Here is a 25,715-nt window from a genome sequence, read left to right on the forward strand (position 1 = left end):
CCGAGCTCGTCCGGCGCCACGGCTGGCAGCTGGGGCAGCTGCTCCTGCAGGGCCGAGAGGATTTCGACCCGTTTGATGGAATCGATGCCCAGATCGGCATCCAGGCGCATATCCAGTTCCAGCATGTCGACAGGGTAGCCGGTCTTGTCGGCCACCACCGCCAGCAGGGCCTGTTCCAGCGCGCCAGCGGCGACTGCCGTGCTGACCGGCGCGGCCGGCGGGCTCGGTGGTGCGCTGGCCGCTGCTGGTGACGGCACAGTGGCGACCGGCGCGGCTGGGACCGGCGCTGCCGGGGCACAGCAAGGCGCCGCGCTGATCGCAGGCTGAGCGACGGTGGCCGGGATAGCAGGCGAAGTGGCAGGCGAAGTGGCAGGCGGAGTGGCAGCCGGAGCCTGCAGCCCCAGCAGGGCCTGCAAGGCCTGCAGGGCACTGGCCTGACCGGCCAGGAACTGTTCGTGCAGGCGGGCGGTATCCTCCTGCATGCGTTGCAGCAGCAACAGATTGTCGTGCTGGGGCGCTGGTTGGGCGGCAGGCGTGGCGGCAAGGGGAAGGCTGGCCGGGGTGGCGGACGCAACCGGCGCGGGCGCGACTTGCACCTGCGGCAGGTTGCGGGCATCCACCAGCTGACGGTCACTCGGCGGGCGCGGGGTCTGCTCGCGGTGGTAGTTGGCGCCGCACAGGCGCACCGTCAGGCGCGGCGGTGCCGGTTCCGCTGTCGCCACGGCGGTGGCGGCAAATTCCGCATCCCACGGCTGCAACTGCAGCGGCACGCCCAGGGCGCACAGCTGCGCCAGCAGACGGGCGACATCGACCAGGCCGAGCCGCTTGCCGGCCGAGCTGTCGAGGGCGATGGCCTGCACCGGCCGATCGGCCAGAATCTTGCCGACCATGCCGGTCAGACGCGCGCCCGGACCGATCTCGACAAACAGGTTGAAACCATCGTCGGCCATGCGCTGGATCTGGCGGACGAACTCGACCGGGCGGGCGATCTGCTGCGCCAGCAGGTCGCGGACCTCGTCGCCCTCGGCCGTGGGGCCGGCCGGGTAGAGCGTCGCCGTGCTGTTGGCGTAAACCGGCAGGGTCGGCGGCAGCAGCACGGTTTCATCCAGCGCCGCGCGAAAGGGCACGGAGGCCTCCGCCACCAGCGGGCTGTGAAAGGCGGCAGCCACCTCCAGCGGCGTGGCGCGCAGACCGCGTTGCTGGCACAGCTTGGCGGCCCGCTCGATTTCGCTGCGCCGGCCGGACAGCACGCCCTGGTTGGGCGTGTTGCGGTTGGCCAGCACCAGATCGAGCGCTTCCTCGCGCAACAGGGCGTCAATCTGTTCCAACGGCGCGGTCACGGCCAGCATGGTGCCTCTGTCGTCGCCGGCCGTGCCGGCCATCAGCTGGCCGCGCAATTGCGACAGACGGTAGAGTTCGGCGGCGCTGTAGCTGCCGGCGGCGCACAAAGCGGTCAGTTCACCGTAGCTGTGACCGGCAAAACCCTGCGCTTGCAGGCCGAAACGCTGCAGATAGTGCCAGGCGCCCAGACTGACGCAGCCGATGGCCGGCTGGGCCACGGCGGTGGCCTGCAGCCGCTGTGCCGCCGCGGCCTGGTCGGCGGTGCTGTAGCGCGAATGGGGATAGAGGCGCGCGCTCAGGGGTTCGGCCTCCGTTTCGCCCAGGGTGGCATCGGCCAATTGCAGCTGGTCGAGCAATTCCGGCGCATGGCAGGCCAGATCGCGCAGCATGAAGGGATACTGGGCGCCCTGGCCGGGAAACAGAACCGCCAGTTGTGGTGCCGGCCGCGTGCCACGGCTGTACCAGACGCCGGTAGGCGTGCCGGCAACCTCTGCCGGTGCCGCGATCAGCCGTTCGGCGGCATCGAGCTGGCTGGTCAGCTGATCTGCTTGTTCCACCACGCAGAGCAGACGCGCAGCGGCATCGGCCGCATAGGCGGCCCGGCTGCGGGCGGCAAAGCGGCGCAGGGCGCCGGCATCGCTGTTGGCCAGCTGGGCGCGGCAGGCGCTCAGCTGCTGGCGCAGGGCGTTATCATCGGCGGCGCTGAAGGCAAGAATCTGCGGCGCGCCGGCCCAGTCGCAGGCCGGAGGGTTCTGGCCATATTCCTCCAGCACGCAATGGAAATTGCTGCCGCCGAAGCCAAAGGCACTCACGCCGGCGCGGCGCGGCGTCGGGCCGCTGTGCAGCCAGGGGCGCAGTTCGGTATTGACATAGAAGGGGCTGTTGCCCTCGCCGATGACCGCCTGGGGCTCCTGCACGTTAAGGGTTGGCGGCAGCACGCGCCAGCGCAGCGCCAGGGCGGCCTTGATCAGGCCGGCGGCGCCGGCGGCCGCCTTGGTGTGGCCGATCTGCGACTTGACCGAGCCGAGGGCGCACCAAGGGCGACCGTCACTGTCGCCGAACACCTCGCGCAGGGCGCGGATTTCGGTGGCGTCGCCGACCCGGGTACCGGTGCCGTGGGCCTCGATCAGGCCAATGCTACGCGGTGTGACGCCGGCCTGGGCGTGGGCGTCGCGCAGGGTGCGCACCTGGCCCTTGGCACTGGGTTCGTAGATGGCGCCGCCCTTGCCGTCGCTGGCGCTGCCGACCCCGCGGATGACGGCGTAGATGGCGTCGCCGTCGCGTTCGGCGTCGGCCAGACGCTTGAGCACCACCAGCCCGAGGCCCTCGCCAATGAGGGTGCCGTCGGACGAGGCGTCGAACGGGCAGACCCGGTTGCTGGGCGATAGCGCCGGCGTCTTGCTGAAACAGCTGTACATGAAGATGTCGTTGAAGGTGTCGATACCGCCGGTGATGACCATGTCGGCCCGGTGGCAGGCCAGTTCCATGGCCGCCATGTGCACGGCGCTGAGGGAGCTGCCGCAGGCGGCGTCGACCACGCTGTTGCTGCCGCCCAGATCGAACTGCTTGCTGATGCGGCCGGCCACCACGTTGCCGAGCAGGCCGGGGAAGGAGTTCTCCTGCCAGGGCACATAGGAAGCGGCAATGCGCTCGATGACCTCGTCGGCCACCGCCGCCGGTACGCCGGAATCCAGCAGGGCGCGGCGCCACTGCGGATGGCCGAGGCGGGCCCCCAGCGGAATCACCATCTCCAGCGCGCCGGTAACGCCGAGCAGCACGCTGACGCGCTCGCGGGCGAAATCGCTGGCCGGATCGTAGCCGGCATCGCGCAGGGCCTCGCGCGCCGCCACCAGACCGAGTAGCTGCGAGCTGTCGATGGCTTCGAGAATGTTGGGCTGAATGCTGAACTCCAGCGGATTGAAATCGATGGCGTCGAGAAAACCGCCGCGCCGGCCGTAGGTTTTGTCCGGCGCCTTGGGGTCGGCGTCGTAGTAGTCGGCCAGCCGCCAGTGGGTTTCCGGCACCTCGCTGATGGCGTCGACCCGCTGTTTGATGTTGGCCCAGTAGGCGGTTTTATCGGCCGCCTTGGGAAACAGGCAGCCAATGCCGATGATGGCCAGCGGGCAGGCCGGGCCGTTGTGCGGGGCAGGGATGTCAGCGGAATGGTTCACGCCAGATACTCCTTGAGCTGTGCGGATGAAAGGGGCGCCAGCTGCAGCGCCTGACCCTGCTGCCGCAGCCACAGGCCCAGGGCCGGGCTGAGCTGACGGGCGCGTAGCCAGGCCGCGCCGCCGAGCAGCAGGTTGAGGTTGACGTCCACCAGGGTACGGTTTTCCGGCAGCGCCAGCGGGCTGCCTTCGGTCCAGCTGTTGAACGCCGCCATGGCCGGGCCGCACCAGATCTGAAAATCGACCTTGCGCTCGGCACTGCCGGCAATGGCCCAATGGGTGGCCTGCCCCAGGTAGGAACGGAACACCAGCGCCATGCGGTGACGCGGATCGCGCTCGGCGCGTTCCACCTGACGCGGGTCGCGCTCGGCGAAAAAGGCGCGGGTCTGCTGCCATACCTGCTCCAGCGGCGCCTGAAAGACGGTCTTTTCCAGTTTGGCGCGCTCGGCCGCCGGAATCTCTTCCAGACTGGCATGGCGACGGTACAGGTCATACAGCTTGGCGCCGCGCTGGGCGAAGAGGGTGCCGCGCTTGAGCACCTGCACGGTCACGCCCATCTCGAACATGTCCGCCGCCGGCGCCATGGCGATATCGGCCTGGCGTGCCTCGGCCAGCATCTGCCGCACCAGTGCCGAGGTGCCAGCCTCGCGGCAGGCCTGATTGACACTGCCGGTCACCAGATAATCGGCCCCCAGACTGAAGGCGGCCGCCACCGACTGGGGCGTGGCGATCCCGCCCCCCAGCCCGATACTGACCGGCTCGGCATAACGGTACTGCTGTTGCAGCCGGTCGCGCAGGGCCAGCAGGGTCGGCAGCAGGGCCAGCGCCGGCCGGTTATCGGTATGACCACCGGAATCGGCCTCGGCCGTCAGGGCATCGGCCATGGGCAGCGTCGCGGCCAGCTCGGCCTGTTCGGCACTGATGCGGCCCTGCTCCAGCAGCTGCTGCACCAGTCGGGCCGGCGCCGGCGACAGGAAGGGCAGGGCCACCTCCTCGCGCGACACCTTGGCGATAATACGGTGGGTCGCCTCGACCCGGCCATCGGCGGCGCGGCGCAGCCCCCGCAGACGGTAGGCCACCAGGGCCGGCGTCAGGGCCAGAAAGGCCGAAGCCTCGATCAGGCGCACACCGCGCTGCTGGTACAGATCGACCAGCGCCTGTTCCAGCTCGGGCTCATTGGGGCTGTGAATCAGGTTGAAACCGTAGGGCTGGGTCGGCAGCGCCTGTTGAATCTGGTCGATGGCCTGTTCCACCTGTGGCAGGCTCAGACCGGCGGCACCAAAAAAGCCCAGCATGCCGGCCTGCCCCAGGGCAATCACCAGAGCCGTCGAACTGATGCCCTTGGCCATCGAGCCGCCCAGCAGGGGATAACGCAGGCCGAAGCGGGTCAGAAACCGCGGTTGGCCGCACTGCGCCAGCGGCAACGGCGCGGCATAACCCAAAAGCGGCAGACCCTCGGCCGCTGCAGAGGCCGGCAGACGGGCGCTGCCCTGCTGGTGCAGTTCCAGTCCCCCGGCAGGGTTGCGGGTCAGAAATAGGGGCCGGCCCAACTGATAAAGGGCGTGCGGCAGATCGGTAAGCGGCGCCGCCGCCGGTTCAAAAAGGCCCAGCGGCGTCAGACAGGCAGAGGTGTGAGTCAAGGTCATGATCAGAGGTTGTCCGTGAAAGCGGTGCAACCACGCAGGTTGCCGTGACATGAAAAAAGCGGAATTATGCCACCAACGGCGGAGCAAGGCAAAAACAAAGTACCGCCTGCGCCGCATCCGCTGCCATATCCCTGACAAATCGAAGTGTTAGCCCTTCGGAAACGCCATCCAAACAGGCAGATAAAGAAAAAATCAATAAGGTCGAATGAACCGTTGACAGTTGCTCGCTCACGGTGCGATAAGCAGATAGTTTGGTTCCTGTTGTTTCACGAAATTAATTTAACTTCTGCATGGCCCCGTTATCGTAATCAGGTGGAAAATATTGAAAGAGGCAAGGGGGAAGAGCCTGATGGACGGCCTTTGAAGAGGGTTTATACAGATCTGTATAAAACGGATATGAAATCGTTATTTTTTTGTAACATGCTGATTTTAAATAGGTAAATTAGATATCTGGTAAATTTGCAAAAAGTTTTATACAGCTGATATCTTCTTTATTTTACGTTTTATACAGAAACTGTCTATTTATTGTTATGCCTGTATGCAGCACTTTGCGATTCTTCAAGGGAGGTAATAGTGGCCGCCGAACAAACCCATAAGCTTGCGGAAGTATTTGGGACTTCCCGAGAGGTTCCTCAAACGTACATTGAGCGCCCCGGAGTAGATGATCGCTTCCTGAACGATATTACGCGAGACAAGCACATTGTCATTCATGGAGCATCCAAGCAAGGAAAGACATGCCTCCGTAAGTATCACCTTGCCGAGAATGACTATGTAGTAATTCAATGCACGCGCGATTCTTCAAAGGCATCGCTTTATGAAATGCTACTGAAGCACGCGGGGGTCAAGTGCGAGGTTAGCGAAAGTAGAACTCTTAGCGGTTCAAGAAAGTTGCACGCAACCATAAGTGCCGAAGGAAAAATTCCTCTGATAGCGGAAGGATCGGTGGATGGCGGGCTTGAGAGCGAGAATGGTCACGAGAACGTTACTGAATCTAAGGACTTCGAAATTGACCCCGAGGACGCGAACGACGTGGTTCGTGTGCTGAAAGCTGCTGCCTTCAAAAAGTACGTCGTGATTGAGGATTTTCACTATCTTGATGAGGACGTCCAACAAGCCTTGGCGTTTGATCTTAAGGTGTTTCACGAAATGTCGGAGTTCGTATTTATCGTTGTTGGGGTTTGGCTAGAAGCAAACAAGCTCACTCTTTACAACGGCGATCTATCCGGCCGTATCGCAACGATAAATGCAGATCATTGGGAGCCCGTTCACCTTCAAGAGGTCATCAACTCAGGCACCGCCCTGCTAAACATTTCCATTGGTGAGGCGGTTCAGAAGCTAATCGTTGATGGCTGTCAGGGAAACGTCGGCTTGCTTCAAGAGGTTTGTTATCGCCTCTGCGAGAAGTACAAAATCTGGAACACACAAGAGGACATGGTCGACGTTGGTAGCGAGGCGGACGTAACTGAGATGCTTCGTGCTGTCGCTGACGAACAGGCAGCGCGTTACAGGAACTTTCTTGCTCGGTTCTCAGAGGGCCTCGGCGAAACGCAACTTGAGATGTACAAGTGGATCGGCTACGCGGTAATCACCGCGACTCCAGAGGAATTGCGGCGTGGCCTTCGACCGAACGTTATTTTTCACCGTATCCGTCCGAATCATCCAGCCGGCGACTCCCTTCAACATAACAACGTAATTCAAGCGCTCGAACGAGTGGGTAAGGTTCAGTTCAAGCACAAATTGCAGCCGCTAATTTTTGACTTCAGCAACGGCGAGCTTGTTGTAGTCGATGCAAATTTCTTGGTGTTTGCACAGACCCACACGAATGATGAGCTTCTGGAGTACCTCGGTTTTGAACCACAGGCATAACCCGGCGGTCCACCGGACGCTGCGCGATAAAGCCGCGCAGCGCCGGTGACCTCCACGTTAGCTTAATAAACCAATGGGCATGATCGAAGAATTCAAGAGTGATTTAAAATCGCTTACAAGCCTTCAAGTGTTCAGAAAATACATTCTGAATGGCGAGTGCTATCTTTTGAATAATGATCAACATTTTCATATTAGAGAAGACGTATGTGAAAATTTTTCCGTAGAATTCAATGATGTAGTTATGGTTGGCTCTGGGAAGCTGGGTTTTAGTCTAAAGCCTAGTAAGCGGTTCGTGGAGTTTTCAGATGACTCTGATATTGATATTGCTATAGTTTCACCAATTTTGTTTCAACGTGTCTGGGAAGAAGCTTATTTGTTCAAGAAAAGCGCAGCTGACTGGCCAAAAGCTAACGCTTTTTTTAAATACTTATCTGAAGGCTGGATAAGACCGGACAAGCTGCCATCAAGCGATTATTTTGATTTTTCTAAGCAATGGTGGGGTTTTTTCAATATTCTAACGGCAACAGAAAAGTATGGCCCGTATAAAATCAGAGCAGGATTGTATCACTCACACTTCTTTCTAAAAGAATACCAAACCATTTGCATCGAGCAGTGTATGCAGGAGATACATTAATGGATACATCAGCTTCCAACAGGCGTCTTAGAACATTACTTACTGCAATAGGCAATGGATCATTGATCCCCCAGCCTGATTTTCAAAGGCGCCTGGTGTGGACCAATAAAGATAAAATTGAATTTATAAGAACTGTATTAGAAGGTTACCCATTTCCTGAAGTGTATATAGCTGCTGGCAAAGTAGATCCTAAAACAGGTGAAGGTTCAGAAGTTATTGTTGATGGGCAGCAACGACTAACAACTTTGTACCAGTATTTCAAGGACTCTCCTGATATTAAAGTCACGAATAAGATACCAAAATACTCTGAATTGGAAGAAGATAAACAAATAGAATTCCTAGAGTACAGGGTTGTAGTGCGAGATATGGGCAATATGCCTGTGGATGAAATTCGCGAGGTGTTTAAAAGAATCAATTCAACCAGCTATGGTTTGAACGCAATGGAGTTGCATAATTCAAGATTCAACGGGGAATTTAAAAAAGCAGGAGAAGAAATCAGCGAAATTCCGTTTTTTGAAGACCATAAAATATTTACTGCTGGCGACATAAAGAGAATGAATGACGTTAAGTACTGTTTAACCATGATGATTGCCGCCATGAGTACTTATACAAACAGAGATAAAGAGCTAGAAGAGTACTTGGAAAAATACAACGAGGAATTCACAATAAAAGAAAAAATACTATCGGAGTTTACTGCTACTCTACAATTCATAGATAAACTCAATTTCGATAACACATCTAGAGTTTTTAAAAAAGCTGATTTTTATAGTTTGTTTGTTGAAATTCACCGCGCAATATATAAAGAGAAAGTTGACCTTGACGCATCAAAAGTTCGTGCGAACTTAGACGCCTTTTACAATAAGGTTGAGCTTGCATCCGTTGGTGGAGTACCTGAGGACAGTGAGCATATGAAGTACTACAAGGCAGCACTTCAAGCAAGCAACGATAGAAGCAGTAGAATTACAAGAGGCAGTCTAATTAGAGGAGTAATTTCCGAGATTTAAGCTAACATGCGCTTCCAGCCGACGCGCCAAAGGCGCGCGTGGCTGAAACTTGACGTTAGAAGCAGCCGAAACAAAGCCGTTGCATAACCCCTGAACCCCCAAGGTTAATGGGACCAGACCACAATTTTGCCACTCCCCTGGTGCTCTTAAGCTGCCTTGTTCCAGCCCTTTCCCTTCACGGGAGAGGGCTTTTTTACTGCTGTCGGGGGTGCATATGGCGCGGCAGAAGCGGTGCCTTGTTTTCAGTGCAGCAGCTGGCTGGCGGCTTCGCGGCTGCGGTGGGCGAATACGCGGGCGAAATCGACGTGGGGGATGTGCAGTGGCGGGAAGCCGGCGCGGCGGGTGATATCGGCCACCAGTTCGCGCAGGTAGGGGAACAGCACCAGGGCGCAGTGTTCGTTGACCAGCTGTTCCAGTTCGGCATCGCGCCGCTGGGCTGGCAGGTCGAACAGCCCCAGCCCTTCGGCCTGGAGGCGGAACGGGCCGTCGGCATCGTTGAAGGCGATGGTCAGGTAAACGCGCAGGTGGGGCGGCTGCAGCTCGTGGCGAATCTTGAATTCGGTCTGTATCTGGGCCTGGCCCGTGGCGCTGGCAAAGCGCGGGTTGAGCGCGAAATCGAGGCGCAGCAACTTGAAGTCGTTAAGGCAGGGCGGGGTTGTGGTGATCATGGCGACCCTCATGATGCTTGCGCAAAAAGCATCTGGCTGGCGAAGAAAAAAGCGCCGCAGGCTGGGCGCGCAACGGTTGAGCGATGAGGCGTATTGGCTGTGCGTTGAAGCAGCGGGACGATGACTGCACCGCAGCTGTTGGCGGGTGTTGCAATGTCGCCACTTATACCAGTGGCGGGGGCCGGCGCGCAAGAGGGAAGCCGGGCGGACGGGTTACAGTTGCAGCTGGCGCGGCGTCAGCGGGGTTTCGTAGATGGCCGGTACCGGTGTTTGGCGGCTGTTCTGGTCGCCGTGGGCGGGGCGGGCCAGATGGCTCAGGCTCCACAGGCTGACGGCGAGGGCGGCCAGTGCCACCAGGCCGAAGCTCAGTTGCAGTGGACAGCGCCACAGGGGTGGCAGTGGCGGCAGGGGGCTGATGATCGGTTGGGCGGCCTGGCGGGTGGGGGCTGTCGGCATGGTGTGGGTGGCTGTCCGGCTGGGGGTTGGCGGATGATGTGTGTCTCTTCGGCCGATAGTGGGCGGAGCATTAGCATGATGTTGAAAAAGTCCCATCCGGGGCCTTTTCAACGACGCAAGCCGAAAATGCGATTTCTATCTTGCTCACAAAATCAATCATTACTTCGTAATGGATTGATTTTGGTCGCCCGTCCATGGGCTCCAGCAGGCTGTTTTTTAACAGCCTGTTAGCCGGATGTTCACCTTTACAAATGGCGGGAATCTGGCTAGGCTAGCGGGCTTGCACGAAACTTGACCCAGGACCGACGGAGGCACGAGCGCAGCCCCATGAAGCAGCAGAATATTCGAAACTTTTCCATCATCGCCCATATCGACCACGGCAAATCGACTCTGGCCGACCGCCTGCTGGAGGAAACCGGCGCCCTGACCGATCGGGAAAAAACCGACCAGTTTCTCGACAAGATGGAGTTGGAACGCGAGCGCGGCATCACCATCAAGGCGCAGGCGGTATGCCTGAACTACCGGGCCGACAATGGCCAGAACTATATTCTCAACCTGATCGACACACCGGGGCATGTCGATTTCACCTATGAGGTGAGCCGGTCGCTGATGGCCTGCGAGGGCGCGCTGCTGGTGGTGGATGCCTCCCAGGGGGTTGAGGCGCAGACCCTGGCCAATGTCTATCTGGCGATTGATGCCGACCTGGAGATTGTGCCGGTGCTCAACAAGGTCGATCTGCCGGGCGCCGAGCCCGAGCGGGTGAAGGAGGAGATCGAGGAGATCATCGGCCTTGACACCTCGGACACCATTGCCGCCAGCGCCAAGGAAGGCATCGGTATTCACGAGATTCTCGAATCCATCGTGCGCAAGGTGCCGGCCCCCAAGGGTGATCCCCAGGCGCCGCTGCAGGCGCTGGTGTTCGATTCCTGGTACGATTCCTATCAGGGCGTTATCGTGCTGGTGCGCATTGTGGCCGGCACCCTGAAAAAGGGCGACAAGTTCCTGTTCATGGCCAGCCGGCGCAGCTACGAAGTTCTTAAGCTGGGGGTGTTCGCGCCCCATCCGCTGGAGCGCGCGGAATTGCAGGCCGGCGAGGTCGGCTTTCTCATCGCCGGCATCAAGGTGGTCAAGGACGCCAAGGTGGGTGACACCATTACCCATCTGCACCAGCCGGCGCAGCAGGCGCTGCCGGGCTTCAAGGAAGTGAAGCCGATGGTGTTTTCCGGCCTGTATCCCATCGATTCAAGCGAATACGATCTGCTGCGTGACGCGCTGGAAAAACTGCAGCTCAACGATTCGTCGATCAGCTTCGAGCCGGAAAACTCGGTGGCGCTGGGATTCGGTTTTCGCTGCGGTTTTCTCGGCCTGTTGCACATGGAGATTGTGCAGGAACGGCTGGAGCGCGAGTTCGGCATTGATCTGATCACCACGGCGCCGACCGTTGTTTACCGGGTGACCACCATCAAGGGCGAAGAGCTGCGCGTCGACAGCGCCAACAAGCTGCCGGATATCCAGTATATTGACTGCATCGAGGAGCCGTTCATTCTGGCGTCGATCCATGTGCCCAACGAATTTGTCGGCACGGTGCTGGCGCTGTGCGAGGAAAAACGCGGGGTGCAGCGCGAGATCCGCTATCTGACCGCCAGCCGGGTGATGATTGTCTACGAACTGCCCCTCAACGAGATCGTGCTCGATTTCTATGACCGGCTCAAATCCATCACGCGCGGTTATGCCTCGCTGGATTACGAGCATCTGGATTACCGGCCCAGCCCGCTGCTGCGCATGAACGTGCTGATCAACGGCGACAGTGTCGATGCCCTGTCGCTGATTGTGCATCGCGACAAGGCCCAGGCGCGGGGCCGCGAGCTGGTGGCGAAGATGAAGGAGTTCATTCCGCGCCAGCAGTATGTGGTGGCCATTCAGGCGGCTATTGGCGGCAAGATCATCGCCCGTGAAACGGTCAAGGCCCTGCGCAAGGACGTGACCGCCAAATGCTACGGCGGCGACATCAGTCGCAAGCGCAAGTTGCTGGAAAAACAGAAGGAAGGCAAGAAGCGCATGAAGCAGATCGGCAGTGTTGAATTGCCGCAGGAGGCCTTTTTGGCCATTCTTAAGGTAAAAGACTAAAAAGATGAGCGAACTGATTGAAATGAAAGAAAAAACCGTCAAGAAACCCTGGTATCGTGAATACGGCGAAGCCCTGCTGGTGGCCGCCGTTCTGGCCCTGATCATCCGCACCTTTGTGGTGCAGGCGTTCAAGATTCCGTCGGGCTCGATGGAGGACACGTTGCTGATTGGTGACCATCTGCTGGTGAGCAAGTTTGTTTACGGCAGCCGGATTCCCTTTACCGACCAGTTCGTGCTGCCGCTGACGACGCCGGAGCGGGGCGATATCATCGTGTTTGAATTTCCCGAGGATGCCGACAAGAGCTGGTGGCAGCGGCGTGATTTCATCAAGCGCATCATCGGCCTGCCCGGTGATCTGGTGGAGGTGCGCGACAAGCAGGTCTATGTCAACGGCAGCCTCTATCACATTCCCCAGGAGATTCACAAGGAACACGAGATCATCCAGCCCGGCAGCCGGCCCCATCCGCAGGATCGGCGTGACTTCATGGCGCCGGTACGGGTACCGGCGGGGCATTATTTCGTGATGGGCGATAACCGCGACCGCTCTTATGACAGCCGCTTCTGGGGTTTTGTCCAGCGTGAGCAGATCAAGGGCAAGGCCTTCATTAAGTACTGGTCGTGGGATGCCGAGCGAATGCTGCCGCGCTGGTCGCGGATTGGTCGGCTGATCGAGTAACGGGCCGGAGCGGCGGTTCCGGCGGCTTTTTCTTCTGGCAGCGAAAGGCGGACGCAGCATGGCGAAACAGACGCCGATGATGCGGCAGTATCTCGAAATCAAGAGTCAGTATCCCGACGCCATCCTGTTTTTCCGGCTCGGCGACTTCTACGAAATGTTCCTTGACGATGCCGTGATCGCCGCGAAGGTGCTCGACATCGCCCTGACCAGCCGCAACAAGGGCGCCGAGGAACAGATTCCCCTGTGCGGCATTCCCTATCACAGCGCCCAGCCCTATCTCAGTCGCCTGGTGGCCGCCGGTCACAAGGTGGCCATCTGCGAGCAGGTGGAAGACCCGCGCATGGCCAAGGGCATTGTCCGGCGCGAGGTGGTGCGGCTGGTGACGCCCGGCACCGTGCTGGAGCCGGAACTGCTCAGTGCCGATCGCAACAGCTATCTGCTGGCTATCAGCTGCAGCGCGCGCCAGCGCTATGGCCTGGCCAGTCTCGATCTGTCGACCGGCCAGTTCCGTGTCACCAGCGCCCAGCATCCCGAGGAGGTGCGTCGCGAGCTGCTGGCCATTGAGGCCCGTGAGCTGCTGGTGGCCGAGGGCGAGCGTGCCACGCTGGTGACCCGCCTGGCGCTGGCGCCAGAGCAGGTTGCCTCGTTGGCGACCCTGCCCGACGGAGTGTTCACCGCCGAGGAGGGCGCGGCGCGCCTCAACGCCTGCTACGGCACCAGCGATCTGACCGTTTTTGGCTGTGCCGACGATGAGGCCGCCATCGCGGCGGCCGGCGCGGTGCTCTACTATGTCGAGCAGACCCAGAAGGGCCAGGCGGCCCATCTGCGGCCCCTGACCTGTTATCAGATTCAGGACAGCATGGTGCTCGATGAGGCTACCCGCCGCAATCTGGAACTGACCCAGACCCTCAGTGGCGCTCAGCGCAAGGGGTCGCTGCTCGGGGCACTCGACCGCACACTCACCGCCATGGGCGGCCGCTTGCTGCGCCAGTGGCTGCTGCGGCCGCTGCTGGATTGTCAGGCCATCGATGCCCGGCTTGATTTTATCGCCCAGGCCATTGATCAGCCGCGCCAGCGCCAGCAGCTACGCGAGCTGTTGCGCACCATCAACGATCTGGAGCGGCTGCTGTCGCGCATCAGTATGGGCAGTGCCAGTGCCCGTGATCTGGTGGCGCTGCGGAACTCGTGCCAGCCGCTGCCGCCCCTGCGCCAGCTGTGTGGCGAACTGGCCGGCGTGCTGGCGGCGCGCTTGCATCAGCAGATCGATCCGCTGGAGGATATGGCCGGGCTGCTGGCCCGCGCCCTGGCCGACGAACCGCCGGCTGGCCTGCGTGACGGTGGCCTGATCCGTGACGGCTATGATCAACCGCTTGATGAACTGCGCCAGATCAGCCGTGACGGCAAGGGTTTCATTGCCCGGCTGGAACGGCAGGAGCGCGAGCGCAGCGGCATTGCCAGCCTGAAGGTGCGCTACAACCGGGTGTTCGGCTATTATATCGATGTCCCCAAGACCCAGCTGGCCAAGGTGCCGGTCGACTACCAGCGCAAGCAGACCCTGGCCAATTCCGAACGCTACTTCACGCCGGAGCTGAAGGATTACGAGGACCGGGTGCTGGGCGCCGAGGAGGCCATCGCCGAGCGCGAATACCAGCTGTTCGAGGAGCTGCGCCAGCAGATTGGCGCCGCGCGCCAGCGTATCCAGGCCACCGCCGAGGGCCTGGCGGCGCTGGATGTGCTGCTGGCCCTGGCCGATGTGGCGCATGAGCGCAACTACTGCCGGCCGCGTTTGCACGAGGGTGCGCGGCTTGAGATTATTGCTGGCCGGCATCCGGTGGTGGAACTGCTGACCGGCAGCGATCCCTTTGTCAGCAACGATGTGCTGCTCGACACCGACAGTCACCAGCTGCTGATGGTCACCGGTCCCAACATGGCCGGTAAATCGACCTTCATGCGCCAGGTGGCGCTGATCACCCTGATGGCGCAGATGGGCAGTTTCGTGCCGGCGCAGCAGGCCGAAATTGGTCTGGTGGACCGCATCTTCACCCGTGTCGGGGCCAGTGACAACCTGGCGCGCGGCCAGTCGACCTTCATGGTCGAGATGAGCGAGACGGCCTACATTCTCAATCACGCCACGCCGCGCAGCCTGATTCTGCTTGATGAAATCGGCCGGGGCACCTCTACCTTCGACGGCATCAGCATCGCCTGGGCGGTGGCCGAATATTTGCATGACAATCCCCAGCTGGCGGCCAAGACCCTGTTCGCCACCCATTACCATGAACTGACCGATCTGAGCCGCACCCGCAAGGGCATTGAGAATTTCAACATTGCCGTGCGCCAGTGGCAGGACCAGATTGTCTTTCTGCGCACCATTGTGCCGGGGCCGGCCAGTCATTCCTATGGCATTCAGGTGGCGCAGTTGGCCGGCTTGCCGCAGCCGGTTATCCGCCGGGCCAAGGAGATTCTGGCCAATCTGGAACGGGGAGAGTATTCGGACGAAGGCCTGCCGCTGCTGGCACAGAGCCAAAAATCTGACAGGAAGACGTCAGCCGCGCCGGTCGATCCGCTGCGCCAGCGGCTGCGCCAGCTCGATATCAACCGCATGACACCCTTGGAAGCGCTGAGCTGTATCCATGAACTCTGCCAACTGCTTGATGACTGAGCGCCGCCCGTGCGGCATCGTTACCGTTCTGCTGCCGGCCCTGCTGCCGCTTGTATTGCTGCTGGCACTGCTGTGGCCCCAACCGGCCTGCGCCTCGCCCCAGAGCGACTACACCGCCGCCCGCGAGGCCTACCATGCCCTGCTCAGGTCGAACAGCCGCCAGCAGTACCGCCACCACTGGGAGCGGGTACTTGATCCCTTGGCGACCTTTGTGCGGCGCTATCCCCAGCATGCCCGTGCCGCCGATGCCTGCTATCTGCTGGGCCAGGGCTATGAGAAACTTTCCGCCATCTCGCATCAGCGGGATGATCTGCAGCAGGCCCTGAGTCATTACCAGCGGCTGTTCGAGCGCTACCCGGCCAGCTCGCTGGCCGACGATGCCCTGTTGCACAGTGCCCGCATCCAGCAGCAGCGGCTGGCTGACAACGTACAGTCCCGCCAGCTGCTGCAGCGCCTGCTGCGCCAATATCCGCGCGCTGACATGGCCGCGCCGGCCCGCACTCTGCTGGCGCAGCTGGGCGAAGCGCCACCCGCCTCGCCGGCACCGGTTGCTACCCCGGCCGCCCAGGCCGGCGGCAGTCAGATCGAGGATATCCGTTATTCCGTCGGCGCCGACCATACCCGTTTGGTCATTGAACTCAGCGGCGAGACGCCCTACCAGCTTGGCAACCTCAGCGGCCCGCCACGGTTTTATCTGGATCTGGCCGGTGCCCGCAGCCGGGCCGGTCTGCCGGAGACGTTCAGCGTGCGGGGCGCGCCGGCTCTGCGCGCCATCCGCCAGGGCAAGGGAACCCATGGTGTGCGCCTGGTGTGCGATTTTGACCGCCTGCCGGGCTATCAGGTGTTCACCCTCACGCAGCCGTTCCGTATCGTGGTCGATTTCAGTCATGATCAGCACGCCAGCCTGACGGCCAACCCGCCGCAGTTGCGCGAGGCTCCGGCCAGTGCGCCGCGCCAGCCGGCCGGCGATGCCGTGACTGCCCTGCTGCCGGCCAAAAGCGCCGAGCCGGTGCAGCGGCTGCAGCTGCCGCCGCTGAAAAAGAAACAGCGTCTGCGCATTGTGGTCGATGCCGGTCATGGCGGTAAAGACCCCGGTGCGGTGGGCGCCGGCGGCCTGTACGAGAAGGATATCACGCTGGCAATGGCCAAAAAGCTGGCCGAGCAGCTGCGGCAGCAGGTGTCCTGCGAGGTGCTGCTGACCCGTGAGCGCGATGTCTATCTTACCCTGCAGCAGCGCACCGCTTTTGCCAATGAGGTGGATGCCGACCTGTTCGTGTCGATCCATGCCAATGCCAGCCTCAACAAGGCGGCCCATGGCACGGAGACCTTTTTTCTCAATTTCTCCAAGAACGACAAGGCCATTGAGGTGGCGGCGCGGGAAAACGGCATGAGCTTGAAGGAGGTCAGCGACCTGGAGCTGATTCTGTTTGATCTGATGGCCAACGCCAAGATCAACGAATCGAGCCGGCTGGCCACGGAGATTCAGCAGGCGATGGTGAAGCGGCTGCGCCAGAAATATCCGGTTCGTGACCTGGGGGTGAAGCAGGGGCCGTTCCATGTGCTGCTCGGCGCCACCATGCCTTCGGTGCTGGTCGAGGTGGCTTTTATCAGCCATGCCAAGGAGGCCAGTTATCTCAAGAACAGCCATTACCAGGCTCAGGCCGTTCTCGGCATCAGTCAGGGCGTGGCCAATTACCTGCGTTCGCAGAATCTGCTGGCCGAAAGGTAGACCGTCGCCATGCCGCATCAGCGTCCCGTCGTTGTCTGTCCCGATCTGAATCCGCCGGCCAGCTTCGCCGGCGATTTCGCCACCGCCCGGCCGGCCGTGCTTGAGCAGCTGCGTGGCTGGCGCGATCATTGCGCGCAGCTGATCCGCACGGCCCATCGCCAGGGTGCCAGTGGCCGTCAGACCGTGGTGGCTCTGACAGCCATGACCGATAGCCTGACCGGCTTTCTCGCCGGGTTCTGCCGGCGCGATCTGCCGCCCGACGAGGACAGTGCGCTGATTGCCCTGGGGGGGTACGGCCGCGGCGAGATGAATCCCTATTCCGACATCGACCTGATGTTCTTCAGCCCCGGACCGGCCAGCGCCAGTCTGCAGGAGCTGTCACAGCGCATGCTCTATCTGCTGTGGGATCTGGGATACGATGTCTCGCCCTGTGTGCGCAGCCGGCAGGATTGCCTGCAACTGGCCGAGCAGGATCTGACGGTGGCCACGGCCATGCTCGATTCGCGTTTTCTGGCCGGCAATGCCGCCGTTCACGACCTGTACCGCAAACAGGTGCATGCGGTGCTGCTCAACCGCAACAGCCAGGAATTCATCCGCGCCAAGCTGGCGGAGAGCGAGCAGCGCCGCCGCCGTTTCGGTTCGTCGGTCTATCTGCTGGAGCCCAACATCAAGGAAGGCGAGGGCGGTCTGCGCGATCTGCACACGGCCTGGTGGGTCTGTCAGGTCAAGTACAAGCTCGACAGTCTGCGCGGTCTGGTCATCAAGGGCGTAATCAGCGAGGAGGAACATCAGCAGTTCTTCAGCCTGCTCGAGGCCCTCTGGCGCATCCGCAATGAGCTGCATTATCTTTCACCACGCAAGAACGACCAGCTGCACTTTGACAAGCAGGAACAGCTGGCCGCTTTTTTTGGCTATCAGGATTGCAGAACGGCCCTGGCGGTCGAGCAGTTCATGCAGCACTACTACGAAACCGCCAGCCGGGTGGAACATCTGGCCTCCAGCCTGATCGCCCGGGCACAGAGCACCACCCAGAGTGAACACCGCCTGCTGGGCTACCTGAAACGCCGCAACATCGATGAGAACTTCTTCGCCTTGCGCGGCGAGATCTATCCCTGTCACGACGATCTGTTTGCCCGCGAGCCGGCTCTGATGATGCAGGCTTTTTTTCTGGCCCAGCGCCACGAACTGGCCCTGAGTCTGAAGCTGAAAACCCTGATCCGCGAGAATCAGTTCCGTATCAACGACCGTTTGCGCCGGTCGCGCGCCATGGCCGGCACCTTTCTCGAAATCCTGCGGGGCAAAAAACAGGTCTACGAGATTCTGGCGCAGATGCATCATCTGCTGTTTCTCAACCATTTCATCCCGGAATTCAGGCGTATCTACTGCCGTGTGCAGCACGATGCCTACCATATCTACACCGTCGATACCCATACCCTGTTCGCCGTGCGTGAGATCACCCGGCTGTGGCAGGGGGTCTACCGCGAGAAGAAGCCCCTGCTCACCCGCCTGGCGCAGGAAACCGAGAAACCGCAGCTGTTGATTCTGGCGGTGCTGTTGCATGATATCGGCAAGGGCCAGGGCAGTCAGCATAGCGAAAAGGGTGCCCGCATGATCCCGACCATCGCCCGTCGTTTGGGATTGGGGCGCGAGGACAGCCTGCGGCTGGAGTTTCTGGTGCGCCATCATCTGCAGATGGCCTATATCTCGCAGCGGCGCGACCTGCACGACGACAACCTGATCGCCCAGTTCGCCGCCACCATGCAGATGAGTGAAAACCTCAACATGCTCTATCTGCTGACCTTTGCCGACATCAAGGCCGTTGGCCCCGATGTGTGGACGGAATGGAAGGGCTTTTTGCTGCAGGAACTGTATGAAAAAACCTATACGGTGCTGGAGAAGGGCAATTTTGTGCGCGAGGAGCGCTCGGAGAAGATTCGCAACCGCAAGCGCAAGGTGTTTGAGCTGTTGGCCGAGGAATTCGACCCGCGTCTGGTGCGCGACTGTCTGCGCAACTGTTCGACCCGCTACCTGATGGCCCATCGTTCGGCCAAGATCGCCCAGCACCTGCGCGTGGTGCTGCAACGCGGCGACAGTCCGTTGGCCATGCAGGTCGCCTTCCGGCCCGAACGCAGCTATACCGAGGTCATCATCGTTACCCTGGATGTGCCGGGGCTGTTCACCATCATCGCCGGGGTCATGTCGGCCAACGGCATCAACATCCTTGGCGCCCAGATCTATACGCAGAAGAACGGCACGGCTGTGGACGTTCTGCAGGTGGGCAGTTCCGACGGCCTGATCTACGATGACCCGCGTAAATGGCAGAAGGTGGAGGCCGATCTGCTCTGGTTTCTGCAGGGTCGTGGCCGGGTGGAGGAGGCGGTGCAGAAACGGCGCAGTTCGGTGCAACTGAGCTGCAAGAAAATGGTGCCGCGGGTGCCGCCGCGGGTGGATATCGACAACAGCATTTCCGCCGAGCATACGGTCATCGATATCAGTACCCGTGACGAGGTGGGCCTGCTCTACAGCATCAACCACTGCCTCAACCAACTGGGGTTGTATGTCGGCGTGGCCAAGATCACCACCAAGGGCGAGCGGGCCGGTGACACCTTCTATGTCCAGGACATCTTCGGCAGCAAGATCACCCAGCAGGAGAAGCTCGATGAACTACGCCGCGCCCTGCTGGAGTGTCTGCAGTGACGGCGACGGTCCTTGATCGGCTGATTGATGATTTTCTGTATTTTCTGCGGGTTGAAAAGGGACTGAGCCCGGCCACGCTGGAAGCCTACAGCCGCGATCTGCAGCGCCATGGCGCCTTTTTGCGCCAGCAGGGGCTGACCGGCCTGCAGTCCGTCGATCCGGCGCTGCTGGTGACGTTCTTCGCCGCCCTGCGCCATGAGGGGCTGGGGGTGCGCAGCCGGGTGCGGCTGCTGGCGGCCCTGCGCGGGTTTTATCGTTTTGCCGTCGACCAGCGGCAGCTGACGGAAAACCCCCTGTTGCTGCTCGACAGCCCGCGCCTACTGCAAACCCTGCCCGGTTGCCTGAGCCCGGCCGAGGTGGATCGCCTGCTGCAGGTGCGTGGTCAGGATTGCCTGCTCGACCAGCGTGACCAGACCATGCTGGAACTGCTCTATGCCAGCGGGCTGCGTGTGTCTGAACTGGTCGGGCTGCGCTGCAGCGATTATCAGGCCACCACCGGCATGGTGCGGGTCATGGGCAAGGGCTCCAGGCAGCGGCTGGTGCCTGTCGGTGAGCCGGCCCAGGACTGTCTCAGACATTACCTGGCCCAGGTCCGGCCGCAGCTGCTGAGCGATGCCGACAGCCCGGCGCTGTTTCTCAGCCGCCGGGGCAGGGGCTTGACACGCCAGGGCTTCTGGCTGATGATAAAGCGCCGTGCCCGCCAGGCCGGCCTGACACAGACCATCACCCCCCACACCCTGCGCCATTCCTTCGCGACCCATCTGCTTGAAAACGGCGCGGACCTGCGGGTCGTGCAGATGCTGCTGGGACACGCCGACATCACCACCACGCAGATCTATACCCATGTCAGTCGCGAGCACCTGCAACGGGTGCATGAGCGTTTCCACCCGCGCCCCTAGGGCGCGCACCATCGAGGAGTGCATGAAATACCTGGTATTGCTGGGCGACGGCATGGCCGACGAGCCCATGGACGAACTTGGCGGCAAGACCGTGCTGCAGGCCGCCCGGACCCCTTTTATGGACCGATTGGCCAGTGCCGGCGAGTTGGGCATGGCCCAGACGGTGCCGGCCGCCTACCATCCCGGCAGCGATGTCGCCAACCTCAGCGTGTTCGGTTACGATCCGGCCAGCTGCTACACGGGTCGCTCACCTTTGGAAGCGGCCAGCATGGGAGTGCGGCTGGCGCCCGAGGATGTGGCCTTTCGCCTGAATCTGGTCGATATCGTGCATCATCAGGGCAAGCTGTATATGGCCGATTTCGCCGCCGGCCATATCAGCAGTGGCGAAGCGCGCGAGCTGATTCTGAGCCTGCAGGACGAATTGGGCGATGCGGATTTCGAGTTCCACCCCGGAGTGTCCTACCGTCATCTGCTGGTCTGGCGCAACGGTGAGGACCGGTTGCGGTTCGTGCCGCCTCACGACATCATCAACCAGAGCATTGAAGACAAGATGCCGCAGGGGCAGGGTGCCGAGGTTCTGATCAACCTGATGACATCGGCTCAGATGCTGCTCAAGAACCATCCGGTCAACCTGCGACGCATCCGCGACAATCAGGTGCCGGCCAGTTCCATCTGGCTGTGGGGTCATGGTCGGGCGCCGCAGATGCCGACCTATGCCGAAAAATTCGGCATCAGCGGAGCGGTGATTTCCGCCGTTGACCTGATTAAGGGAATTGGTGTCTATGCCGGTCTTGAGGTGATTGAGGTGCCTGGCGCGACGGGTTATGTCGATACCAACTATGCCGGCAAGGCCGCGGCGGCGATCGATGCGCTCAGCCGGCATGATTTCGTCTACCTGCATGTCGAGGCCCCGGACGAGGCCGGCCATGCCGGCAACCTGGAGGAAAAGATCCGCGCTATCGAGCGGTTTGACGCCGAGATCGTCGGCGCCGTGCTGCAACAGCTGTCAGAGCCCTATCGTCTGCTGCTGTTGCCCGATCATCCCACGCCCCTGCATCTGCGCACCCATTCGCGTGATCCGGTTCCCTATGTGCTGTACGATTCGCGACAGGACAGGGCCAGCGGCCTGACCTACTGCGAGCAGGCGGCGCACAGCACCGGCCGCTTCTGTGAGCAGGGACACCTGCTGCTGCCGCAGCTGCTGCAGCGCGCCTGACTGCGGACCAGGTCGACGCCATGCTGTCTTCCCTGCTGCCCGCCGCCCTGTGCCGCCTGCCACGCAATCGCATGACCCTGGCTGGTCTGTTGCTGGTGGGGCTCATGTGTCTGCTGGCATTGCTGGCCCCCTTGCTGCCGGGCGATCCCGGCGCGGTGGACATCGGCCGCCAGCTGTTGCCTCCCGGTCCCGACGCCTGGCTTGGTACCGACGATCTGGGGCGTGATGTGCTGACACGTATCGCCTATGGCGCGCGCATTTCGCTGTTGGTCGGATTGGTGGCGGTCGGCATCGCCACGCTGATCGGGATTCTGCTGGGGGCGCTGGCGGGTTACTATGGCGGCTGGGTCGACATCCTAATCATGCGTTTTGTCGATATCATGCTGTGTTTCCCGTCATTTTTTCTGATTCTGGCGGTCATTGCCTTTCTGGAGCCGTCGATCTGGAACATCATGGCCATCATCGGCCTGACCGGCTGGATGGGTGTGGCGCGGCTGGTGCGGGCCGAATTTCTGTCCCTGCGCCAGCGCGATTTTGTTCTGGCGGTACGTTCCTTGGGGGCTTCCGACAGCCGCATCATCTTCCGCCATATTCTGCCCAATGCCCTGTCGCCGGTGCTGGTATCGGCCACCCTGGGAGTGGCCGGCGCCATACTGACCGAAAGCTCCCTGTCGTTTCTGGGCATCGGGGTGCAGCCGCCCACGCCCTCCTGGGGCAACATGCTGATTACCGGCAAGCAGACCCTGGGGACGGCCTGGTGGCTGTCGCTGTTTCCCGGTCTGGCCATTCTGCTGACGGTGCTGGGTTACAATCTGCTGGGGGAGGGGTTGCGCGATCTGTTTGATCCCCGTAGTGGTGATGCCTGATGGCGCCGCAAAAACGCACCCGTTTTTGCGCCAGCTGCATGGCTGAACGGCCGGGGCCGTCTCAAACTGCTGGCCCAGGGCCAACGTGACAGGGCGCAGGAGGGAGAAGCCGTTGCGATGTCGCTGAAGCAGTTGTTACACCTGACTCCGGCCGGATTGATCGAGGCACGGCTGCAGGCGGTGACCGCCGGCCGTTTTGGCCTGATCTATGACAGCTATCACCCACAATCCGCGTTTCGCCAGCAGTTTCCATTGCGTAAGGATTATCTGCGCTTTGCCGCCGCAGCGGCCCTGCGGCAGTGCCGTCTGCTCGACTACCAGCTGGTTCAGCAGTGGCACCGGGCTGATCATGCCGAGGTGCTGTTCTGGCTGCGGCTGCAGGCGCCGCCGCGACCGGTCGATGCCTGGTTGGAGCTGGCCGAGCTGGACCGGACGGCTCATGGCTGGCGTTACCGTTGCGGCTATCGGCTGAGCTGGCCGGAACCGCCGGCGCCGGATACCGTTGATCCCGAGCGTCTGCGTCTTGAAGGTCTGTGTTTCTGATCTGCTCAGTATCCTGGAGGCACGATGCCTGAATTGCCCGAAGTGGAAACCGTGCGGGCCGGGCTCGAACCGCACCTGCTGCACCGCCGTCTGGTGGCCTGTCAGGTTTATCAGCCTCGGCTGCGCTATCCGGTGCCGGCCGATCTGGCCGTCCGTCTGTACCAGCAGACCATCCACCAGTTGAGTCGCCGCGGCAAGTATCTGCTGCTGCACTGCGCGAGCGGCACGCTGCTCATTCATCTGGGCATGTCCGGTAGCCTGCGCTTGCTGCGCAAGCTGGAGCCGGCCGGCCGTCACGATCAGGTTGATCTGCTGCTCGACGATGGCACCTGTCTGCGGTTTCATGACCCCCGCCGTTTTGGTCTGCTGCTGTGGCAGCCGGCCGGGCAAGGAGAGCATCCGCTGCTGGTGGGTCTGGGGCCGGAGCCCCTGTCGTCGGCCTTTACCACAGAGGTTCTGGCGCGGGCCTGCAACACCAGCCGCCAGGCCATCAAGGTCCGGCTGATGGACAGCCGCGTGGTGGTCGGCGTTGGTAACATCTACGCCAACGAGGCCCTGTTCGTCGCCGGTATCGATCCGCGCCGGCCGGCCGCCAGCCTCACGCGCGCGGAACTGCGCCAGCTGGTGCGTGCCGTCAAACAGGTGCTGCGGCTGGCCATTGCCGCTGGTGGCACCACCTTGCGCGATTTCGTCGATGGCAGCGGTCAACCCGGCTATTTCAGCCAGCAATTGCGTGTCTACGGTCGTGAGGATGAACCCTGTCGTCGCTGCCAGCGGCCCATTGTCCAGTGTCGCCTGGCCCAGCGCTCGACCTATTTCTGTCCCCACTGTCAGCCGCCGCTGGCATCACCCTGAGGAACGACACCATGGATGGTTACCCCTTTGTGCTGCCCTATCAGGTCCGTATCAGCGACATCAATTATGGTGGCCATGTGGCCAATTCGGCGGTACTGGATTTTTTTCAGGAGGCGCGCATTGCCTTTCTGCGGCAGCTGGGTGGTTTTACCGAGCTGGCCATCGGCGATGGTTGCGGTCTGATTCTGCCCGAGGCGCAACTGTTCTACCGTGCCGAGATGTTTCATGGCGATTTGCTGGAGATAGGAGTCCGGCTACGGGAGAGCCAACGCTCGGCCGTGGTGCTGGAGTACCGCATTGAACGGCAGGGAACCCTGACCGCCGAAGGCAGCACCGTGCTGGTGGCCTTTGACTACGGGGCGCGCAAGCCGCGGCGGCTGCCGGCGGCCTTTGTCGAGCGCATCAGGTGCCTGCAAGCGGCAGCAGAGGAAGGATCTCCGTTTCCGTGAGGGTGCTGCCGCCCCCATCGGCGGTTTTCTGGTACAGGTACCGATCCGGTTGACCGTTCTGGTTGCGGTCGAAGTTGGTCTGGATCACGACACTGAAGGATTTTATGGCAGCTTCCGCGTCGCCAACGGCAACGATGGTCCAGGTCTGGCCGTTGGGAATGCCGATTATTTGCTCGGTGTTGCCAATTTTGAAGCTGGCGGGGCCAACCAGAGGATCGGTGAAGCCGTAGTAGGTCTGGAAGTCGGTAAAATATACCTCTTGGGTCAGGCGAATCTGCCGCAGGCAGGTGTAGACCGTTACCATCTGGGCCTTGTCGCGGTAGCCGCGATACTGCGGAATGGCGATAGTGGCCAGAATGCCGATGATGGTGACGACGGTCAGCAGTTCGATCAGGGTGTAGCCCTTCTGACAGCGAAATCTCCTCATTGGGCTTCTCCCCTGGCGGGCTCGTCGGCAACCGGTTCCTCACGGTCATCGGCCGGGATCGCCGCGAGTTCCAGGTGGTAGCCACCTGTGGCCAGCGGCTGATAACGGAATCGCGGCAGGATCGGGCGATAGTCTTCCGTCAGGTAGCGGGGCACCAGCTGATCAAGCCGTTCGGGCAGGTGCTCGGCATGATCCTGGCGGTACTGGTGCAGGGCCAGCACAAGGAAGGCCTGGGTGGTGGTGAGATTCTCTGTCGGCACGAATTTCTGGCTGGCGACGGGTTCGGGCCGGTTGCTGTGAGTCACCCATTGCGCCAGCAGCAACCCTGCCAGGGCCAGCAGCAACAGCAGCACAGCGCGCTGCCCCTGTTGCCGTCGGATTTCACGCAGTTGCTGTTCGCGTTGCTGTTGCCGAAGTTTGGTGCTGGCGGCTTCGGCCTGGTCGACTTCGCGTTTGGTCTGAGCGACCACGCAGTCGCCACAGAGCAGCAGGCCATCCTCTTCAATGGCACACTGTTCCTCGATCTGTCGACCGCAGCGCTGACAGCTGACAAAATGTTGTTCCGACGGGTTCATGCCGACTCCTGCAGACCCTGAACGCGGTCTGCTACTGTCTTATGGTTTATTCCGTAAGAGTCTACACATATACGCGATGGCACCGAATCGTCAAGCGGCAAGTTTTCCTCTTGACGGCTTTTTCTTTGGCCTGCTAGAGTTCGCGGAAATCTTCACCCGCGATTCCTTTTAAACCGATCCCGTGAGGTCGGTAAAGGAGCCCACATGTGCGCCC

The 25,715-nt window shown here is 61.2% G+C and carries 20 protein-coding genes; 14 read left to right on the forward strand and 6 right to left on the reverse strand.

The window, feature by feature from the left end; translation table 11 throughout:
* Both BLR80_RS11225 and BLR80_RS11230 read right to left on the reverse strand, forming a co-directional pair.
* The coding region (locus BLR80_RS11225; RefSeq protein ID WP_171906436.1) for a type I polyketide synthase at positions 1 to 3,512 on the reverse strand (3,512 nt) is incomplete at its 3' end.
* Positions 3,509 to 5,155: a PfaD family polyunsaturated fatty acid/polyketide biosynthesis protein gene (locus tag BLR80_RS11230; protein WP_092080156.1), complete on the reverse strand. Its 1,647-nt coding sequence runs from the start codon at positions 5,153 to 5,155 to the stop codon at positions 3,509 to 3,511. The genes BLR80_RS11225 and BLR80_RS11230, both read right to left, overlap by 4 nt.
* 573 nt (positions 5,156 to 5,728) lie before the next feature.
* Between BLR80_RS11230 and BLR80_RS11235 the strand changes: the two genes are divergently transcribed.
* The 3 genes from BLR80_RS11235 (at position 5,729) to BLR80_RS11245 (ending at position 8,659) form a co-directional block, all read left to right on the forward strand.
* Positions 5,729 to 7,021, forward strand: a complete 1,293-nt coding sequence (locus BLR80_RS11235) for a hypothetical protein (protein ID WP_092080158.1) — start codon at positions 5,729 to 5,731, stop codon at positions 7,019 to 7,021.
* Positions 7,022 to 7,100: 79 nt separating this feature from the next.
* Positions 7,101 to 7,655 carry a hypothetical protein gene (locus tag BLR80_RS11240; protein WP_092080254.1) on the forward strand — a complete coding sequence of 185 codons (555 nt, stop codon included), beginning with the start codon at positions 7,101 to 7,103 and terminating at the stop codon, positions 7,653 to 7,655.
* Entirely contained in the window at positions 7,655 to 8,659 is a 1,005-nt protein-coding gene (locus BLR80_RS11245; RefSeq protein ID WP_092080161.1) for a DUF262 domain-containing protein, read from the forward strand. The genes BLR80_RS11240 and BLR80_RS11245 overlap by 1 nt, the downstream gene beginning before the upstream one ends.
* Positions 8,660 to 8,901: 242 nt before the next feature.
* On the opposite strand, the gene BLR80_RS11250 is transcribed toward BLR80_RS11245, so the two are convergent.
* Both BLR80_RS11250 and BLR80_RS11255 read right to left on the reverse strand, forming a co-directional pair.
* Complete coding sequence (locus tag BLR80_RS11250) at positions 8,902 to 9,327, reverse strand: protein-export chaperone SecB (protein WP_171906437.1); 426 nt, start codon at positions 9,325 to 9,327, stop codon at positions 8,902 to 8,904.
* A 213-nt stretch (positions 9,328 to 9,540) separates the two neighbouring features.
* Positions 9,541 to 9,783 carry a hypothetical protein gene (locus tag BLR80_RS11255; RefSeq protein WP_092080166.1) on the reverse strand — a complete coding sequence of 81 codons (243 nt, stop codon included), beginning with the start codon at positions 9,781 to 9,783 and terminating at the stop codon, positions 9,541 to 9,543.
* A gap of 327 nt (positions 9,784 to 10,110) precedes the next feature.
* Between BLR80_RS11255 and lepA the strand changes: the two genes are divergently transcribed.
* The 11 genes from lepA to BLR80_RS11310 all read left to right on the forward strand — a co-directional run bounded on the left by lepA (position 10,111) and on the right by BLR80_RS11310 (position 24,499).
* Positions 10,111 to 11,910: a translation elongation factor 4 gene (gene lepA, locus BLR80_RS11260; protein ID WP_092080169.1), complete on the forward strand. Its 1,800-nt coding sequence runs from the start codon at positions 10,111 to 10,113 to the stop codon at positions 11,908 to 11,910.
* A 4-nt stretch (positions 11,911 to 11,914) separates the two neighbouring features.
* Complete coding sequence (gene lepB, locus BLR80_RS11265) at positions 11,915 to 12,586, forward strand: signal peptidase I (protein ID WP_092080171.1); 672 nt, start codon at positions 11,915 to 11,917, stop codon at positions 12,584 to 12,586.
* Between the two features lie 58 nt (positions 12,587 to 12,644).
* The gene (mutS, locus tag BLR80_RS11270) at positions 12,645 to 15,245 is read left to right on the forward strand and encodes a DNA mismatch repair protein MutS (RefSeq protein ID WP_092080176.1); all 2,601 of its coding nucleotides are present in this window, start codon (positions 12,645 to 12,647) and stop codon (positions 15,243 to 15,245) included.
* A complete protein-coding gene (locus BLR80_RS11275; RefSeq protein ID WP_092080179.1) occupies positions 15,217 to 16,974 on the forward strand; it encodes an N-acetylmuramoyl-L-alanine amidase in 1,758 nt (585 codons plus the stop codon). The genes mutS and BLR80_RS11275 overlap by 29 nt, the downstream gene beginning before the upstream one ends.
* Before the next feature lie 9 nt (positions 16,975 to 16,983).
* A complete protein-coding gene (gene glnD / locus BLR80_RS11280) occupies positions 16,984 to 19,671 on the forward strand; it encodes a [protein-PII] uridylyltransferase (RefSeq protein ID WP_092080182.1) in 2,688 nt (895 codons plus the stop codon).
* Positions 19,668 to 20,570, forward strand: a complete 903-nt coding sequence (gene xerD / locus BLR80_RS11285; protein ID WP_092080185.1) for a site-specific tyrosine recombinase XerD — start codon at positions 19,668 to 19,670, stop codon at positions 20,568 to 20,570. Before glnD ends, xerD begins: the two co-directional genes overlap by 4 nt.
* A gap of 22 nt (positions 20,571 to 20,592) precedes the next feature.
* Positions 20,593 to 21,786 (forward strand): cofactor-independent phosphoglycerate mutase, encoded by a 1,194-nt coding sequence (locus BLR80_RS11290; protein ID WP_092080187.1) that lies wholly within the window; start codon positions 20,593 to 20,595, stop codon positions 21,784 to 21,786.
* A gap of 20 nt (positions 21,787 to 21,806) precedes the next feature.
* Entirely contained in the window at positions 21,807 to 22,652 is an 846-nt protein-coding gene (locus BLR80_RS11295) for an ABC transporter permease (RefSeq protein ID WP_092080190.1), read from the forward strand.
* Between the two features lie 117 nt (positions 22,653 to 22,769).
* Positions 22,770 to 23,195, forward strand: coding sequence for a hypothetical protein (locus BLR80_RS11300; protein ID WP_092080193.1), 426 nt, complete (start codon positions 22,770 to 22,772; stop codon positions 23,193 to 23,195).
* Between the two features lie 24 nt (positions 23,196 to 23,219).
* Positions 23,220 to 24,050, forward strand: coding sequence for a bifunctional DNA-formamidopyrimidine glycosylase/DNA-(apurinic or apyrimidinic site) lyase (mutM, locus tag BLR80_RS11305; protein ID WP_092080196.1), 831 nt, complete (start codon positions 23,220 to 23,222; stop codon positions 24,048 to 24,050).
* 11 nt (positions 24,051 to 24,061) lie between these two features.
* Complete coding sequence (locus BLR80_RS11310) at positions 24,062 to 24,499, forward strand: acyl-CoA thioesterase (RefSeq protein ID WP_092080199.1); 438 nt, start codon at positions 24,062 to 24,064, stop codon at positions 24,497 to 24,499.
* Here BLR80_RS11310 and BLR80_RS13345 read toward each other — a convergent pair.
* Entirely contained in the window at positions 24,453 to 24,926 is a 474-nt protein-coding gene (locus BLR80_RS13345) for a type IV pilin protein (protein ID WP_092080201.1), read from the reverse strand. The two genes, BLR80_RS11310 and BLR80_RS13345, sit on opposite strands and share 47 nt — an antisense overlap.
* Positions 24,923 to 25,501, reverse strand: a complete 579-nt coding sequence (locus tag BLR80_RS11320) for a hypothetical protein (RefSeq protein ID WP_092080204.1) — start codon at positions 25,499 to 25,501, stop codon at positions 24,923 to 24,925. The genes BLR80_RS13345 and BLR80_RS11320 overlap by 4 nt, the downstream gene beginning before the upstream one ends.
* Positions 25,502 to 25,715 lie beyond the last annotated feature (214 nt).

The sequence above is a fragment of the Desulfuromonas thiophila genome, assembly GCF_900101955.1.
GTDB lineage: Bacteria > Desulfobacterota > Desulfuromonadia > Desulfuromonadales > Desulfuromonadaceae > Pseudodesulfuromonas > Pseudodesulfuromonas thiophila.